This is a genomic window from Sphingomonas astragali (assembly GCF_051400615.1).
GTDB lineage: Bacteria > Pseudomonadota > Alphaproteobacteria > Sphingomonadales > Sphingomonadaceae > Sphingomonas.
In genome coordinates, this window is sequence record NZ_JBLFFH010000001.1 from 727,289 (window position 1) to 742,732 (window position 15,444).

Consider the following 15,444-nt stretch of genomic DNA (forward strand, 5'->3'; position numbering starts at 1 on the left):
TCCTATGTCGACCCAGACTGCGCTCATCCTCCCCCGTCTCGCGCCGTTCTACGAACGGGCAAAACCGCTAACCTACACGCTTCTCCGAATGGCCTTCGGCCTGACCATCCTCACCCATGGTATTCCGAAGCTCTTGGGAACGGCTCACGGGTCGATGGCCAACCCGATGGCGGGATCAACGCGCCTGATCGGCGAGGTACTTGGCCTGCCGTTCGCGCCGCAGCTCGCCGTGTTCGTCGCGCTGCTGGAGACGTTCGGCGGCCTGGCCGTGGCGGGCGGCCTCGCGACCCGGATATTCGCGCCCATGCTGGCGATCCAGATGGCCGCTATCTGCTTCGCCGTCGGCCCAACCTATCCGTGGATCGATCGCGGTTTTGAGTATCCGCTGATCCTGGGCTTCGTCGGGCTGATGATTTCCATCCATGGCGGCGGCAAATGGTCGGTTGATCGGCTGATTGGCCGCGAGGTCTAGACCCCGTGCGTTCCTCAGGCAGCGTGCCGTGGTGCCGACTAAGATAGAGCATGAGTGCAGCCGCCATGCTTTCGGCATAGGCGGGATCGAAACCTCCATCGAGGCGATGAAGACGCGCGCATTCGGCAACGGCAGCAACGACGAACGGGTGGCGTTCGTTGGTGAAGGCCCCAGCAGATGGCGCTGGCATCTCCGGCCGTAGGCGAGAGAACATGCCGGTGGGAAGCGAGATCGAGGCCCAGCGGGAACGCACGTCCTGCAAGACGAAGCGCCGCTCACAGCCTGCTGGTACGAACGAGACCGCGCCCATGGTCTCGGGTCCTTGAAAGTGGTGGCCGCAGTCGGTGCGGACGTCGAGATGGCGCGCGCCTCCGGTCAGGGTGACGAAGAGCATGTCGCGAGGCGTTCGGATGAGGCCCTCGACGAGCGGCGTGGCGGCCCGGCTTCCAGTGTCGAACGCACCGTCGGTGAAGGGTGCGCTCACCCAGTCGCTTGCGCGCGGGGTGATCCGGCGGATGTCGGGCTCTGCATTTGACATCGTGGCGTCCTGAGCGGCGCATTGCTCGTACGCAGACGTCACGATCGGACCAAAGCGGCCCGACGCTGTTGCGCCGACAGGCGGCTTCGATCAGGTCAGCCACGAAAGAGCCGTGCGGGTGGGGTCGGGCGTGCGAAAGGGAGCTTGGCCGTTCAGCGTCTATCGAGATCAGGGCTTGACAGAGTAAGGAATATTCCTTACCTCCCTTTGCAGGGAGACCGATCATGTCCGTATCACTCGAAGAGATCAGCACCATCACCGCCAAGGGTCAGACCACGATCCCTAAATCCGTGCGCCAGGCGCTCGGCGTCGATTATGGCGGCAAGATCGCCTTCCGCGTCGACGAGCATGGGGTGTCGGTGCATCGCGCCGATGCCGAGCATGACGATCCGGCGATCGACGGCTTCCTCTCGTTCCTCGCCGAAGACATCAAACGCCGGCCGGAGGCACTGACCGCCCTTTCCCCGACCCTCGCCGAGCGGCTCGCTGCGCTGACCGAAGGCGTCAAGGTCGATCTGGATGCGCCGATCGACGGCGACGTCGATCTCTGAGCCATGATCGTCGTCAACGGCTGGCAGCTTTTCGGCCATCCGCTGTTTCTCGACCAGCTCGAGAAACTGATGGCGGCGGTCGAATGCGCACGGTCGAAAGACCCGCGCGGCTGGCGCAAGTCGGCCAACGCGAAGCTGCTGGCGGCGCTGCGCCAGCTCGTGTTCGAGACGATCCCACAGGACCCGGCGCGCACCGAGTATCGGCAGGGTGGAACGCTCGGCGAGGACCGCAAGCACTGGTTCCGGGCGAAGTTCGGCGCCGGACGCTTCCGCCTGTTCTTCCGATACAGCACGAGCGCGAAGATTATCATCTTCGCCTGGGTCAACGACGAGACCACGCTGCGCACCTACGGCTCAAAGTCGGATGCCTATGCGGTGTTCCGCAAGATGCTCGACAAGGGCAATCCGCCCGATGATTGGGCGGCGCTAATGGCTCCGACACGACGACGGCACCTATGCTCGCAATCACATTCGCGCGGTTGCGCAACGGGTCGAGGTGATCAGCAAGACGGAGGTTCGCATTCGGGGCACCCGCACCGAATTGCTACGAACCCTCACCGCCGCCTCTGGCGTAGAGGCGGCGGCGCTAGGGTCTCGTGGTTTTGGACCGAAATGGCGCACCCGACAGGATTCGAACCTGTGGCCTCTGCCTTCGGAGGGCAGCGCTCTATCCAGCTGAGCTACGGGTGCCGGCGGAGGCCCACCTAGCAGGCGCCCGCGGGGTGCGCCAGCCCCTCGCGTTCAGCGTGCTGTCTTGGCCAGCTCGACCGGCTGGAACCGGCCGAGCCCGCAGCTTGCTCCGCGCGTGATGCCCGGGCCGGTAAGGACGGTGATGATGTCCGTCGAGCAGAGCTGACCCGTTGAGACCTGATAGCTGAAGCGCCGCTCGAACCCGAGCTGGGGACAGCCGCCGTCCAGCGCGTTGCGGTAGACCTTGTTGCTCTTGGTCACGAAATCGATCACCTCGTCGCTCCGGACGCGGCTCTCGCGGATGTCGTTCAACCGGATGCAGTCGACCGGCTTGCCGGTGGGTGTCGCCGCCGGGACCGGCTTGTCGCGGCCGAGAGCGGGGGCGGCGACGGCGAGGACGGCTAGCGCGAGCACGGCGCTTCTCATCACGGCTCTCCTCTGGCCGCGGCGGACGATCGCTTGCGCGCCGCCGGCGGCGGGGTCTTGGGCTGGTAGGGGCAGAGGTCGGCGACGATGCAGCGCCAGCACTCCGGCACCCGAGCCTTGCACGTGTATCGGCCGTGCAGGATTAACCAGTGATGAGCGTGGATGCGGAACGGCTGCGGTACGCTCTCCTCGAGCTTGCGCTCGACCGCGAGCGGATCCTTGCCGGGGGCGAGGCGGGTGCGATTGCACACGCGGAAGATGTGGGTGTCGACGGCGAAGGTCTCCTGCCCGAAGGCCGAGTTCAGCACCACGTTCGCGGTCTTGCGACCGACGCCGGGCAGCTTCTCCAGCGCCGTGCGGTCGGCGGGCACCTCGCCGCCATGGTCGCGGATCAGCGCCTCGCTGAGCGCGATCACGTTCTTGGCCTTGGTGTTGTAGAAGTTGATCGTGCGGATGCGCTCGCGCAGCGCATCGACGCCAAGCGCGACCATCTTCTCGGGCGTGTCGGCTTCGGCGAACAGGCGCCGTGTCGCCTTGTTGACGCCGGCATCGGTCATCTGCGCCGAGAGCACCACCGCCACCAGCAGGGTGAAGGGATTGGCGTATTCGAGCTCGGTCTCCGGGTGCGGATTGTCCGCGGCGAGCCGGGCGAAGAACTCGACGACGTCGGCCTGGTTCAAAGCCCCAACACCTCGGCCATGGTGTAGCGGCCCGCCGGCTGCTTCGCGAGCCATAGCGCCGCCGCGATCGCGCCGCGGGCGAAGATCGCGCGGCTGTCGGCGCGGTGGACGAGCTCGATCCGCTCGCCCTCGCCGGCAAGGACGACGCTGTGGTCGCCGATCACCGAGCCGCCGCGCAGCGAGGCGAAGCCGATCGTGCCCTCGCTCCTGGCGCCGGTGATGCCGGAGCGGTCGTAGGCCGCCGCCTCGGCGAGCGTGGTGCCGCGTCCCTCGGCCGCCGCGGCGCCGAGCAGCAGCGCGGTGCCCGACGGCGCGTCGACCTTGTGGCGGTGGTGCATCTCGGCGATCTCGATGTCCCAGTCGGCCGCGCCCAGCCGCGCCGCCGCCTCGCGCACCAGCCGGGCGAGCAAGGTGACGCCGAGCGATGTGTTGCCGGTCTGCAGCACCGCGATCTCCCGCGCCGCCTCGTCGATCGCGGCGTGATGGGCCTCGGTGAGACCGGTGGTGCCGATCACGATCGGCTTGCCCGCGGCGCCGGCCGCGGCGAGATGCGCCTCCACTGCGCGGGCGCTGGAGAAATCGACCAGCACGTCCGCCGCCTCGGCGACCAGCGCCGGATCGTCGGTGGCATCGGCGCCCCCGGCATGGCGCGCGCCCATCCCGGCGAGCTCCGCAACGATTGCCTGGCCCATGCGGCCGAGGCTGCCGTAGATGCCGATCGCGGTCACTGTACGCCTCTCCCTCTCGGTGAAAGTTGACCAGAAAAGTTGACTGAATTGACTCACCCCAATGCCCGCGCCGGGCCCGGTTCGGCGCGACCCGCAGAGCCTACTCACCCGCCTCTGGCACAGCTCGACCCGTGTAGGACAGCGGAATTTGGCCTTGACCTCTCCATAACTTATAGGTTATATAACTATTCAATGATCGAAGCAGCTGCTCTCGACCGTCGCTTCGCTGCGCTCGCCGATCCCACCCGCCGCGCGATCCTCTCCCGGCTCGCGCGAGGCGAGGCGACGGTGGCGGAGCTCAGCCGACCGTTCGCGATCAGCCAGCCGGCGATATCGAAGCATCTCAAGGTGCTCGAGGAAGCGGGGCTGATCGCGACCGGTCAGGCGGCGCAGGCGCGCCCGCGCCGGCTCAATGCCGAGGCTTTGGCCGAAACCGTCGCCTGGGCCGACGGCGTGCGGCGGATGTGGGAGGAGCGGCTCGACCGGCTCGACGCGTTCCTCAAGGACCAGATGAAGGGAGACGACCATGCTGACCGTGACTAGCCCGGCGCCTGAAGCCGACAGCGATTTCGTCCTTGTCCGGCGGTTCGCCGCGCCCCGCGAGCTGGTGTGGCGCGCGTGGACCGATCCGGCGATGCTCGCCCGCTGGATGGGCCCGGCGGGCTGTGCGGCCACGGTCGAGCATCACGACCTCCGCGCCGGCGGCCACACGCTGATCCGGATGGAGATGGGCGAGATGACCCTGCGCGCGCGGCTCGGCTGGCGCGACGTCGAGCCGCCGGCATTGCTCGCCTACGAGCATTCGGCGGGGGACGCGGACGGCAATGTGGTGCGGATGCCGTTCGACGGCGATTGGCCGCTCAGGCTGATGACCGTGGTCGAGTTCCACGACGAGGGCGAGGCGACCCGGCTCGAGCTGCGCTGGTGGCCGATCGAAGCCAGCGCCGCGGAGACAGCCTATTTCGCCGGCCAGCATGATTCGATGCGGCAGGGCTGGGGCGGCAGCTTCGACAAGCTCGACGGCGTGCTCGCCCGCTGAAAGCGAAGCGCAATTTGATCCATAATTCCCGTTCGCCCTGAGCTTGTCGAAGGGCGAACCGGGTCAAATGATTCCAATCGATCTGAAATCGCCTTAAGCCCGCCGTCGTGTCCGAGGTTCGCAACATCGTCATCCTCACCGGCGCCGGCATCTCGGCGGAAAGCGGCATCGCCACCTTCCGCGGCCCCGGCGGGCTGTGGGAAGGGCATCGCGTCGAGGACGTGTGCACGCCGCAGGCGCTGGCACGCGATCCGGCGCTGGTGCACCGCTTCTATGACCTGAGGCGCGAGGCGGTGGAGGGAGTCCAGCCCAATGCCGCGCACGAGGCGCTGGCGCGGCTCGATGCCGCATGGCCGGGCGAGCTGCTGATCGTCACGCAGAACGTCGACGACCTCCACGAGCGCGTCGGCGCGAAGCGGCTGCTGCACATGCACGGCAAGCTGGGCTCGGCGCTGTGCGCGGCCTGCGGCGGGCGGCAGGCGTGGCGCGGATCGCTGCCGCCGGGTACCGAGTGCGGCACGTGCGGGCGGCCCGCGCTGCGGCCCGACATCGTCTTCTTCGGCGAGATGCCCTATGAGATGGAGGCGATCGACCGCGCCCTCGCCCGCGCCGACCTGTTCGTGTCGATCGGCACCTCGGGCGCGGTCTATCCTGCCGCGGGGTTCGTCCGCACCGCCCGCTATCGCGGCGCCGACACGCTGGAGCTCAACCTCGAGCCGTCCGAAGGCAGCGTCTACTTCGCGGAGAGCCGGATGGGGCCGGCGGGGGTACTGGTGCCGGCGTGGGTTGAGGAGGTGCTGGCGGGTTAGCGCCAGTCCGGTTCGGACCGGAAACGATATTCGGTGCTCCTGCGAAGGCGGGAGCTCTGGCCGCAAGCGCCGTACCCATGATCCAAGGCTCCTGCCTTCGCAGGAGCACGGTCTCGCTATATCCGGCAGATGCTAGTCTGCCTTTTCCAGCGCCAATGCCATGAACAGCGAGCAGGGTGTCGGCTCGTAATAGGCCGGGATGCGGCGGAAGCCCATCGCCTCGTACATGGCGATGGCGGCGGTCATCGACGGCAGCGTGTCCAGCCGGAGCTCGCGATAGCCACGCTCCCGCGCCGCGCCGATCGCCGCCTCGGCGAGCGCACGGCCGAGCCCGAGGCCGCGCGCAGCGGGGACGAGGTAGAGGCGCTTCATCTCGCAGACGCCCTCGTCCGCCAGCGGCCGCACGCCGACGCAACCGAGCGGTTCACCGGCGTCGTTGCGGGCGAGCAGCAGCGCCCCGCGCGGCGGCGCATAGCTGCCGGGCAGGCCGGCGAGCTCGGCGGCGAAGTTCTGATAACCGAGGTCGACCGGCAAGGATGCCGCATAATCCTCGAACAACCTCGCGACCGTTCGCAGATCGTCGTCGCTGACTGCCGGTGCGATGCGGAAGCCGGTCACGACCGCGCCACCGCCTCCTCGCCCGCCCGCGCCAGCACCCGCTCCGCCTGGAGGAGATGTGGGCGGTCGATCATCCTGCCGCCGAGGCTGAGCACGCCGGCGCCCGGATGCGCGGCGAACGCCTCCACCACCGCCCGGGCATGGGCGACCGCCTCGGCTGAAGGAGTGAAGGCGGCGTTGATCACCGGCACCTGCATCGGGTGCAGCGCCATCATGCCGGTGAAGCCGTCGCGCGCGCCGCGGGCGGCATAGGCGGCGAGGCCGCCCAAGTCGCGGAACGCAGGATAGACCGTCTCGATCGGCGCCACCCCTGCCGCCGCGGCACCGAACAGGGTGAAGGCGCGCGCCACCTCATAGGGCGGGGTGTAGCGGCCGTCCGCCTCGCGGCTGGTCTCGGCGCCGATCGCGGCGGGCAGGTCCTCCGCGCCCCAGGTGAGGCCGGCGAGCCGCGCCGCCTGCGCGCCATAGGTGCCGAGCTGGAAGATCGCATTGGCGGTCTCGGTCGCGATCGGCAGGATTAGCGCGGTCTCGTTGCCGCGCCGTTCCAGTCGCGCGGCGAGGTCCGCGACCGAGATCGCGCCCTCCGCTTTGGGCAGCACGATGCCCTCGGGGTCGAGCCGCGCCACCGCGTCGAGATCGAGGTCCGCCATCAGCGTGTCGAGCGGATTGACCCGCACATAGGCCGGCACCGCGCGCGGCTCGCCGAGCCAGGCCGCCACCGCCTCGCGGGCGGCGGACTTGGCTTCGAGCGCGACCGAATCTTCGAGGTCGAGGATCAGCGCATCGGCACCCGACGCGGCAGCCTTGGCGAAGCGCTCGGGCCGGTCGCCCGGCACGAACAGAAGCGAGCGGAGGCGGGTCATGATGGGGGGCTTATCGCCGATCGGAACGGAATTCGACCGGCAATCCGCGATTTCCGTTCGCCCTTCGACAAGCTCAGGGCGAACGGAAACCCATATCGGCTTCTCAGCACACCTCCGCCGTGTTCATCGGCAGCGGTCCGGGCGGCACGCGCGCGGCGCTTTCGTAGAAGGGATCGGCGCCGAGGCGATGGCGATCGCCATAGGCGGCGCGCAGCACCTCGGCGAGCGGCGGATCATAGGCGGCGAGATCGGCGTCGGAGAGGATGCGACGGCCGTCGAAGATCGCAAGTCTGTTGGAATTGAACCAGAACTGGCTGCCTTCCGCCCAATATTCGTCGAGGCTGGTCGCGGCATATTCGTCCTTCCACCGCCCGGCCTTCAGCGCCGCGGCATAGGCGGCCTCGACGCGCGCATAGAGCGCCGGGTCGCGCGCGCGGATCGCCATCAGCACGTCGTGGGCGAACTCGTGGACGAAGATCGTCTCGCCATAGTAGCGCGAGCTCCGGAGGCCCAGCAGGTCCTCGGTCGCGGCGCTGGTGAAGCGGCCCGCCATGCCGCGGGCGCGGGCGTTCCAATATTGCGCGTCGGTGAGCCGACCGATGCGCTCGTCGTAATGTTTGCGCTCGCAGCGTGTGAGGCGTGGGTCGTCGCGCGCCGGCCGGGTCCAGTGGCGCTGTTCGGGCAGGTCGAGCGTGCCCTCGTCCTCCGCCATCACCGCGACGCGGAAACCGTCGGCGGCAAGCTGCGCGGCGAGGTCGGGACGATGGGCGAGCATCTCGACGATGATGTCGTGCGCAATCGTCAGCGCCCGGTCGGGCACCTTGGCGGAGGCGATCACCGGGATGCCGCCAGCGTCGAGGTACTTGGCGTAGAAAGGATCGGCGCGGAGCGTCGCCGGGGGTGGGCCGATGCTCACCGCGATTCCGTCATGCGCCGACACGCCCATGGTCCAGACGGCGGCGAGGATCAGCATCGTGCGGAACGACGCCTTCCGAGGTATATTTGCATCACGAGCGGGCACCGGTAGCAGCCATATCAAGCCCCTCCCCTTCAGGGGAGGGGTTGGGATGGGCCTATCCACTCGGGCGTCGGTCTCGGTGAGACTGAAATGCCCCACCTCCAACCCCTCCCCTGAAGGGGAGGGGCTTATTGTAGACGCTGCTCACCCCTTCCATTTCGCTTTCGTTTCGCGGGACCGATGCCTATATCCTAGGCATGGCAGACACCCCCCCGCAGAACGAATACGGCGCCGAATCCATCAAGGTGCTGAAGGGCCTCGACGCGGTGCGCAAGCGTCCCGGCATGTACATCGGCGATACCGACGACGGCTCGGGCCTCCACCATATGGTGTTCGAGGTCAGCGACAACGCGATCGACGAGGCGCTCGCCGGCCATTGCGACCGCATCTCGATCACGCTCAACCCCGACGGCTCGGTCTCGGTCGAGGACAACGGCCGCGGCATCCCGACCGGCATCCACCCGGAGGAGGGCGTCTCCGCCGCCGAGGTGATCATGACCCAGCTCCATGCGGGCGGGAAGTTCGAGAACACCTCGGACAGCAACGCCTACAAGGTGTCGGGCGGCCTGCACGGCGTCGGCGTGTCGGTGGTGAACGCGCTCAGCGAATGGCTCGATCTCACCATCTGGCGCGACGACGAGGAGCATTACATGCGCTTCGCCAACGGCGACCCGGTGGCGCCGCTCAAGGTGGTCGGACCGGCAAACGGCAAGAAGGGGACGCGCGTCACCTTCCTCGCCTCGCCGCAGACCTTCAAGATCACCGAATACGACTTCGAGAAGCTCGAGCACCGCTACCGCGAGCTTGCCTTCCTGAATTCGGGCGTGCGCCTGTTCCTCAAGGACGCGCGGCACGAGGAGGTGAAGGAGGTCGAGCTCTACTACGAAGGCGGCATCGCCGCCTTCGTCAAATATCTCGATCGCAACAAGCAGCCGCTGATGCCCGATCCGGTCGCGATCTCGGGCACCCGCGACGACGTCACCATCGACGTCGCGCTGGAGTGGAACGACAGCTATTACGAGAACGTCCTCTGTTTCACCAACAACATCCCGCAGCGGGATGGCGGCACGCATCTGGCGGCGTTCCGCGCGGCGCTGACGCGCACGATCAACGGCTATGCCGACAAGTCGGGGGCGCTCAAGAAGGAGAAGGTCTCGCTCACCGGCGACGACATGCGCGAGGGGCTGACCGCAATCGTCTCGGTCAAGCTGCCCGATCCCAAGTTCAGCTCGCAGACCAAGGACAAGCTGGTCTCGTCCGAGGTGCGCCAGCCGCTCGAAAGCCTGATGGCCGACAAGCTCGCCGAATGGCTGGAGGAGAATCCGGCGGTCGCGCGCCAGATCGTGCAGAAGGTGATCGACGCGGCGGCGGCGCGCGAGGCGGCGCGCAAGGCGCGCGAGCTCACCCGGCGCAAGGGCGTGATGGACATCGCCTCGCTGCCCGGCAAGCTCGCCGACTGCCAGGAGCGTGATCCCGCCAAGTCCGAGCTGTTCCTGGTCGAGGGCGATTCGGCCGGCGGATCGGCCAAGCAGGGCCGCGACCGGCATTTCCAGGCGATCCTGCCGCTTCGGGGCAAGATCCTCAACGTCGAGCGCGCGCGGTTCGACCGGATGCTGGGGTCGAAGGAGATCGGCACGCTGATCCAGGCGATGGGCACCGGCATCGGCCGCGACGACTTCAACCTGGAGAAGCTGCGCTATCACAAGATCGTGATCATGACCGACGCCGACGTCGACGGCGCCCATATCCGCACGCTGCTGCTGACCTTCTTCTATCGGCAGATGCCGGAGATCATCTCGGCCGGGCACCTCTACATCGCCCAGCCGCCGCTCTACAAGGCGACGCGCGGGCGGTCCGAGGTGTACCTCAAGGACGATGCCGCGCTCGACGACTATCTGGTCGAGGCGGGCGTGGCGGCGAGCATCCTGCAGACGCCGGGCGGCGACCGCACCGGCGCGGACCTGCGCGACCTCGTCGACCATGCGCGGCGGATGCGCACGCTGATGCGCTATGCGCCGCGGCGCTACGACGCCAGCATCATCGAGGCGCTGGCGATGGGCGGAGCGCTCGATCCCGACGCCTCGCGCGAGGTACGGGCCGAGCGGCTCGCGGCGGTCGCCCAACGGCTCGACATGACCGATGACGACGCGCGCTGGACCGCGCGGCTGACCGAGGACGGCGGCTTCCACTTCGAGCGGCTGTGGCGCGGCGTCACCGACCATCACATCATCGAGGCGGCGTTCCTCGCCTCGGCCGAGGGCCGCAGGCTCCACACGCTCGCGGCGGACGCGGTCGAGAGCTATGCCGGCATCGCCAAGCTGGCGCCGCTCAAGGGCGCGCAGCAGGCGGCAGCCGAGGAAGCACCGGCGGGCGAGGAGGGCGAGGAGGAGCCCGTCACCGCCGGCAAGGGCGAAAGCCTGATCGCACGGCCGTCGCAGCTGCTCGAGGCGATCCTTGCGGTGGGGCGCAAGGGGCTGTCGATCCAGCGCTACAAGGGCCTCGGCGAGATGAATGCCGAGCAGCTGTGGGAGACCACGCTCGATCCCCAGAACCGCTCGATGCTCCAGGTCGCGGTCGATCAGGCCGACGTCGCCGACGAGATCTTCACCCGGCTGATGGGCGACGTGGTCGAGCCGCGCCGCGACTTCATCCAGGAGAATGCGCTGTCGGTCGCCAACCTCGATGTCTGATGCACGGCGGGTCGGGCTGGCGTTGGCGGCACTGATGCTGCCGATCGCCGGCCCGGCGGCGGCGCAGACCAACACGCTGCTGCCGCCGGCCGTGCAGGTCCCGCCGTTCGTGCTGCCGCCGTCGAACCAGCTCTCGCCCGAGGCGCGGGCGGTGCTGCTGCGGATGAAGGCCGCGACTGCACCCGAAGCGATCAGGGACGACGTCGCCAAGCAGCGCGCCTTCTACCAGGAATACAACGACGACCGGCTCGCCGAGATGCGCCATCATTTCCGGACGCGCGAGACGCACGCGACGTTGGGCGGGGTCGGTGTCGACGTGGTCGAGCCCGCATCGGGAATCGCGCCGGAAAACGCGCGGCGCGTGCTGATCAACGTCCATGGCGGCGCCTTCATGTGGGGCGCGGGCAGCGGCGCGCTGGTCGAAGCGATCCCGATCGCCGCGACGATGCGGATCAAGGTGGTCACCGTCGATTATCGCCTGGCCCCCGAGCACCGTTATCCGGCCGCATCCGAGGATGTGACGGCGGTCTATCGCGCATTGCTCAAGCAATACCGGCCCGAGGACATCGGCATCTACGGCTGCTCGGCGGGCGGGATCATCACCGCGCAGGCGACCGCGTGGATCGCGAAGCAGGGCCTGCCGCGGCCGGGCGCGATCGGCACCTTCTGCGGCACCGGCGCGCCGTTCAGCGGCGACAGCCCGTACATCGCCGATCCGATCACGGGCGGCGCACCGCTCACGGCGCCCGAGCTGCCGCCGGTGCTGCCGCTGTCCTACATGGAAGGCGCGCCGGCGAGCGATCCGCTCGCCTACCCCCTCCAGTCCGACGCCGAGGTCAAGGCGATGCCGCCGACGCTGTTGCTCGCGGGCGGGCGCGACTTCGCGGTGAGCGCGCTGACGCTCGCCCACCGCAGGCTGGCCGCGGCAGGAGTGGAGAGCGAGCTGCATCTGTTCGACGGCCTGCCCCACGCCTTCTTCGTCTGGCCGGACATGCCCGAATCGAGCGAGGCCTACCGGCTGATCGCCGGCTTCTTCGACCGCCATCTCGGAGCCCGCCATGTCCGACGTCGCCGATAACCGCGACGCCAGCCGCTACGAGCTGGTCGAGGACGGACACAAGGCGGTGGCCGCCTATAGACTGTCGGGCGACACGATCACCTTCACCCACACCGTGGTGCCGCAGGAACTGCAGGGCCGCGGCATCGCCAGCCGCCTGATCAAGGCCGCGCTCGACGACGTCCGCGCCCGCAGGCTGAAGGTGGTGGCGCAGTGCCCGTTCGTCGCCGCCTATATCGAGAAGCATCCGGAGGAACGGGACCTGCTCGCCTGAACCGGAAGGGGTGACCTTCCGCCCCGTCTCTGCCATGGGACCGCGCATCATGGAGCAGCCGCATCACGTCAGCGCGAATCGCGCACCGATCGCGTTCGTCGAATTCGTCGTGCTGGTCGCGGCGATGATGGCGATGGGTGCGCTCGGCATCGACGCGATGCTGCCCGCGCTGCCGGCGATCGGCCGCGATCTCCACGCAGCGCAGCGCGACCTGCCGCTGATCATCGTCATGTTCTCGGTCGGATTCGGCGCGGCGCAGCTCGTCCACGGGCCGCTGTCCGACCGGTTCGGCCGGCGTCCGGTGCTGATCGGATCGCTGGGGCTCTACGTGATCATGAACCTGCTCTGCGCGGTGGCAGGGAGCCTCGAGCTGCTGCTGATCGCGCGGGTGTGCGGCGGGCTCGCCATCGCGGCGACGCGCGTGGTGACGGTGGCGCTGATCCGCGACTGCTTCGTCGGGCGCGCGATGGCGCGGGTCAGCAGCCTGGCGGTGATGACCTTCATGATCTTCCCGATCATCGCGCCCAGCATCGGCCAGCTCATCCTGACGATGGGATCATGGCGGCTGATCTTCCACGTCATCGCCGGAGTGAGCCTGATCGTCGCGATCTGGTTCGCGCTCCGGATGCCGGAGACGCTCGCGCCCGAGCATCGCGTGCCGCTCGAATGGTCGCGGCTCGTCGCCAACTGGCGGCTGACGCTGAGCGATCGCCAGTCGGTCGGCTATGCCGGCGCGGTGATCGGCCTGCAGGGCGCGCTGTTCGGCTATATCACCAGCATCCAGCCGATCGTCGCCGAGGTGTTCGGCCAGCCCGAGCGGCTGGGGATCGTGTTCGCGGGCTGCGCGGTGGTGATGGCGTGCGGCAACCTCCTGAACTCGCGGATCGTGATGTGGCTCGGGATGCGGCGCATCTCGCATGGCGCGATGCTGCTGCTGATCGTCGTCGCCTCGGCCAGCCTGGCGATCGAGGCAGCGGGGTGGGAGACGCTGTGGCTGTTCGTCGTCCTCCAGTCGGTCACCCTCGCCTGCTTCGGCCTGGCCGCGTCGAACTGCTCGGCGATGGCGATGGCCAACATGGGCGACATCGCCGGCACCGCGTCGAGCCTGCAGGGCTTCGTGGTGACCACCGGCGGGGCGATCATCGGCGGACTGATCGGCCGCGCCTTCGACGGCACGACGACGCCGCTGCACCTCGGCTTCCTCGCCGCCGGCATCGTCGCGATGGCGCTGGCGGCGATCGTCGAACGCGGGCGGCTGTTCCAGCCGAGCTGAGCGCCTGCTGCGCCCGACGGCGCGTTGCGGCCCCGGCCTGGAAATGCGCTCTTCCGCACGTTTCCGAAACCACCTCTGACTGGCGGGAACCCTGAGGCCATGATCGTCGTTCGCACGTACGGAAACGGAGGTGCGCGATGGGCGGTCATCAGGTTCCGGAGCAGGGCCCCAACGACGACGGCTATGACGAGGACGGCTACGACGAGAGCCAGCGCGCGGAGATCCTGGAGGCGACGCGCGACGGGCCGAGCGACGGCACCATCCTGACCGACCTCGCGCCCGATCTCGGCGAGGACCCGCTCGACGACGACGATACGGACGGCCTCGAGATGGAGGCGACCGACCTGGCCGAGGAGGACGAGGACATCCTCCAGGACGAGGAGGACATGGCGGAGGATTCGCTCCAGGAGGATTTCGAGAGCGACGCCGAGGACCTCGACGAGGAGCTCGGCGACGGCGACGACACCGCACTGCGGCCTTGATTTGCGCCTCGGCCGGGCGCTGCATCCCCGCACGGCGCTGCAAGAGCTGCCGCGGCTGGGCGTCGTCGGCGACAAGCCGTTGGCGGAGTGAGGAACGCCGCGCTACACCCTCGCGTTCACCGGGCTAGCGAGGAGGAGCCATGCGTATTCACCTGATCGTTGCCGGATGCCTGGTGCTCGCCGGCTGCAACGGCCAGCCGGGCGGAACGACGAACGAAACCGCGGTCGCCGGGCCGGCCAACATCACCGACATCCCGGCGGACGAGAACGTCGCGGCCGGCGGCAATACGGCCGAGGCCGAGCCGGCCGACGCGCCGGTCGACACTGCCGCGCTCCCGCCGGTCGAGCCGATCGCGCCGGGCCAGCCTGGCGGCCTGCCCGACGATCGCACGCCGGTCTCCGAAGCGCCGTTCACCGACGACAGCGCGCAAGGGGCGGCGCAGGTCGTCCAGAGCTATTATGCGCTCATCGAGCAGGGCCGCTACGGCCGCGCCTATGCGCTGTGGGAGCCGCAGTCGGCCGGCATGGGCGGCAAGGCGTTCGCCGACAGCTTCGCCAGATACTCGGAATACCACGCCGAGATCGGCGCGCCCGGGCGGATCGACGCCGGCGCCGGCCAGCGCTACGTGACCGTGCCGGTGCAGGCCTATGGTCGGCTCAAATCGGGCGAGCCTTTCCACCTGCGCGGAGAGGTGACCCTCCACCGCACCGGCGACATCCCCGGCGCGACGGCGGAGCAGCGGCGCTGGCGCATCCGCAGCATCGACCTCAAGCGTCACGCCAGCCCGCGCTGACGGCTGGCGGCGGCCACGGCGCTTCTCTAGAAAGCGGCCATGGCGCGCTTCACGCTTCCGATCACCGCGACCGCCGACGACATCGACGAGCTCGGCCATGTCAACAATGCGGTGTGGGTGCGCTGGATCCAGGACATCGCGGTGGCGCACTGGGCCACGGTCGCCTCGCCGGAGCACGCGGAGGCCTATATCTGGGTCGTGACGCGCCACGAGATCGACTATCGCGGCAATGTCGCGGCGGGCGAGACCGTCACCGCCGAGACCTGGGTACCGGAGCCGCCGCGCGGCGCGCGGTTTGACCGCCGTGTCCGCTTCATCGGCGCCGATGGCCGGGTGAAGGTCGACGCGAAGACGACCTGGGCGATCATCGACCGCGCGAGCGGCCGGCTGATCCGCGTGCCCGAGGAGGTGGCGGCGCCGTTCCTCGACCACGCCGGATGAT

General features: G+C 68.8%; 18 protein-coding genes, 1 tRNA gene and 1 pseudogene. 13 read left to right on the forward strand and 7 right to left on the reverse strand.

Going from position 1 to position 15,444, the window contains the following annotated elements; translation table 11 throughout:
* The first annotated feature begins 4 nt into the window (after window positions 1–4).
* The 3 genes and pseudogenes from ACMGER_RS03640 to ACMGER_RS03650 all read left to right on the forward strand — a co-directional run.
* Window positions 5–472: a DoxX family protein gene (locus ACMGER_RS03640; protein ID WP_436810752.1), complete on the forward strand. Its 468-nt coding sequence runs from the start codon at window positions 5–7 to the stop codon at window positions 470–472.
* Window positions 473–1,234: 762 nt separating this feature from the next.
* Window positions 1,235–1,561 carry a type II toxin-antitoxin system PrlF family antitoxin gene (locus tag ACMGER_RS03645; RefSeq protein ID WP_436810753.1) on the forward strand — a complete coding sequence of 109 codons (327 nt, stop codon included), beginning with the start codon at window positions 1,235–1,237 and terminating at the stop codon, window positions 1,559–1,561.
* Between the two features lie 69 nt (window positions 1,562–1,630).
* A pseudogene (locus tag ACMGER_RS03650) lies at window positions 1,631–1,936 on the forward strand (type II toxin-antitoxin system YhaV family toxin); the annotation flags it as partial.
* Window positions 1,937–2,174: 238 nt separating this feature from the next.
* Here ACMGER_RS03650 and ACMGER_RS03655 read toward each other — a convergent pair.
* The 4 genes from ACMGER_RS03655 to dapB all read right to left on the reverse strand — a co-directional run bounded on the left by ACMGER_RS03655 (window position 2,175) and on the right by dapB (window position 4,085).
* Window positions 2,175–2,251 (reverse strand) — tRNA-Arg (locus ACMGER_RS03655).
* A gap of 51 nt (window positions 2,252–2,302) precedes the next feature.
* Complete coding sequence (locus ACMGER_RS03660) at window positions 2,303–2,677, reverse strand: hypothetical protein (protein WP_436810754.1); 375 nt, start codon at window positions 2,675–2,677, stop codon at window positions 2,303–2,305.
* Window positions 2,677–3,357, reverse strand: a complete 681-nt coding sequence (gene nth, locus ACMGER_RS03665) for an endonuclease III (protein ID WP_436810755.1) — start codon at window positions 3,355–3,357, stop codon at window positions 2,677–2,679. Before nth ends, ACMGER_RS03660 begins: the two co-directional genes overlap by 1 nt.
* Window positions 3,354–4,085: a 4-hydroxy-tetrahydrodipicolinate reductase gene (dapB, locus tag ACMGER_RS03670; protein ID WP_436810756.1), complete on the reverse strand. Its 732-nt coding sequence runs from the start codon at window positions 4,083–4,085 to the stop codon at window positions 3,354–3,356. The genes nth and dapB overlap by 4 nt, the downstream gene beginning before the upstream one ends.
* A gap of 192 nt (window positions 4,086–4,277) precedes the next feature.
* Here dapB and ACMGER_RS03675 point away from each other — a divergent pair, with 192 nt between their 5' ends.
* From ACMGER_RS03675 to ACMGER_RS03685, 3 genes are all read left to right on the forward strand, one after another.
* The gene (locus tag ACMGER_RS03675) at window positions 4,278–4,628 is read left to right on the forward strand and encodes an ArsR/SmtB family transcription factor (RefSeq protein WP_436810757.1); all 351 of its coding nucleotides are present in this window, start codon (window positions 4,278–4,280) and stop codon (window positions 4,626–4,628) included.
* Complete coding sequence (locus ACMGER_RS03680) at window positions 4,612–5,124, forward strand: SRPBCC family protein (RefSeq protein WP_436810758.1); 513 nt, start codon at window positions 4,612–4,614, stop codon at window positions 5,122–5,124. The genes ACMGER_RS03675 and ACMGER_RS03680 overlap by 17 nt, the downstream gene beginning before the upstream one ends.
* Before the next feature lie 107 nt (window positions 5,125–5,231).
* On the forward strand, window positions 5,232–5,933 hold the full coding sequence (locus ACMGER_RS03685) for an NAD-dependent deacylase (protein ID WP_436810759.1): 702 nt from the start codon (window positions 5,232–5,234) through the stop codon (window positions 5,931–5,933).
* A gap of 132 nt (window positions 5,934–6,065) precedes the next feature.
* Here ACMGER_RS03685 and ACMGER_RS03690 read toward each other — a convergent pair whose 3' ends face one another.
* The 3 genes from ACMGER_RS03690 to ACMGER_RS03700 all read right to left on the reverse strand — a co-directional run bounded on the left by ACMGER_RS03690 (window position 6,066) and on the right by ACMGER_RS03700 (window position 8,387).
* On the reverse strand, window positions 6,066–6,551 hold the full coding sequence (locus ACMGER_RS03690; protein ID WP_436810760.1) for a GNAT family N-acetyltransferase: 486 nt from the start codon (window positions 6,549–6,551) through the stop codon (window positions 6,066–6,068).
* Complete coding sequence (locus ACMGER_RS03695) at window positions 6,548–7,414, reverse strand: HpcH/HpaI aldolase/citrate lyase family protein (protein ID WP_436810761.1); 867 nt, start codon at window positions 7,412–7,414, stop codon at window positions 6,548–6,550. Before ACMGER_RS03695 ends, ACMGER_RS03690 begins: the two co-directional genes overlap by 4 nt.
* 103 nt (window positions 7,415–7,517) lie before the next feature.
* On the reverse strand, window positions 7,518–8,387 hold the full coding sequence (locus ACMGER_RS03700) for a glycoside hydrolase (RefSeq protein ID WP_436810762.1): 870 nt from the start codon (window positions 8,385–8,387) through the stop codon (window positions 7,518–7,520).
* 242 nt (window positions 8,388–8,629) lie between these two features.
* Between ACMGER_RS03700 and gyrB the strand changes: the two genes are divergently transcribed.
* The 7 genes from gyrB (at window position 8,630) to ACMGER_RS03735 (ending at window position 15,443) form a co-directional block, all read left to right on the forward strand.
* Window positions 8,630–11,122: a DNA topoisomerase (ATP-hydrolyzing) subunit B gene (gene gyrB, locus ACMGER_RS03705; protein WP_436810763.1), complete on the forward strand. Its 2,493-nt coding sequence runs from the start codon at window positions 8,630–8,632 to the stop codon at window positions 11,120–11,122.
* Window positions 11,115–12,200, forward strand: a complete 1,086-nt coding sequence (locus ACMGER_RS03710; RefSeq protein ID WP_436810764.1) for an alpha/beta hydrolase — start codon at window positions 11,115–11,117, stop codon at window positions 12,198–12,200. Before gyrB ends, ACMGER_RS03710 begins: the two co-directional genes overlap by 8 nt.
* Entirely contained in the window at window positions 12,181–12,453 is a 273-nt protein-coding gene (locus ACMGER_RS03715) for a GNAT family N-acetyltransferase (protein ID WP_436810765.1), read from the forward strand. Before ACMGER_RS03710 ends, ACMGER_RS03715 begins: the two co-directional genes overlap by 20 nt.
* 49 nt (window positions 12,454–12,502) lie before the next feature.
* Window positions 12,503–13,726, forward strand: coding sequence for a multidrug effflux MFS transporter (locus ACMGER_RS03720; protein WP_436810766.1), 1,224 nt, complete (start codon window positions 12,503–12,505; stop codon window positions 13,724–13,726).
* 137 nt (window positions 13,727–13,863) lie between these two features.
* Window positions 13,864–14,208 (forward strand): DNA primase, encoded by a 345-nt coding sequence (locus tag ACMGER_RS03725; protein WP_436810767.1) that lies wholly within the window; start codon window positions 13,864–13,866, stop codon window positions 14,206–14,208.
* A gap of 140 nt (window positions 14,209–14,348) precedes the next feature.
* A complete protein-coding gene (locus tag ACMGER_RS03730) occupies window positions 14,349–15,002 on the forward strand; it encodes a hypothetical protein (protein WP_436810768.1) in 654 nt (217 codons plus the stop codon).
* A gap of 39 nt (window positions 15,003–15,041) precedes the next feature.
* The gene (locus ACMGER_RS03735; protein ID WP_436810769.1) at window positions 15,042–15,443 is read left to right on the forward strand and encodes an acyl-CoA thioesterase; all 402 of its coding nucleotides are present in this window, start codon (window positions 15,042–15,044) and stop codon (window positions 15,441–15,443) included.
* Window position 15,444: the final 1 nt, after the last annotated feature.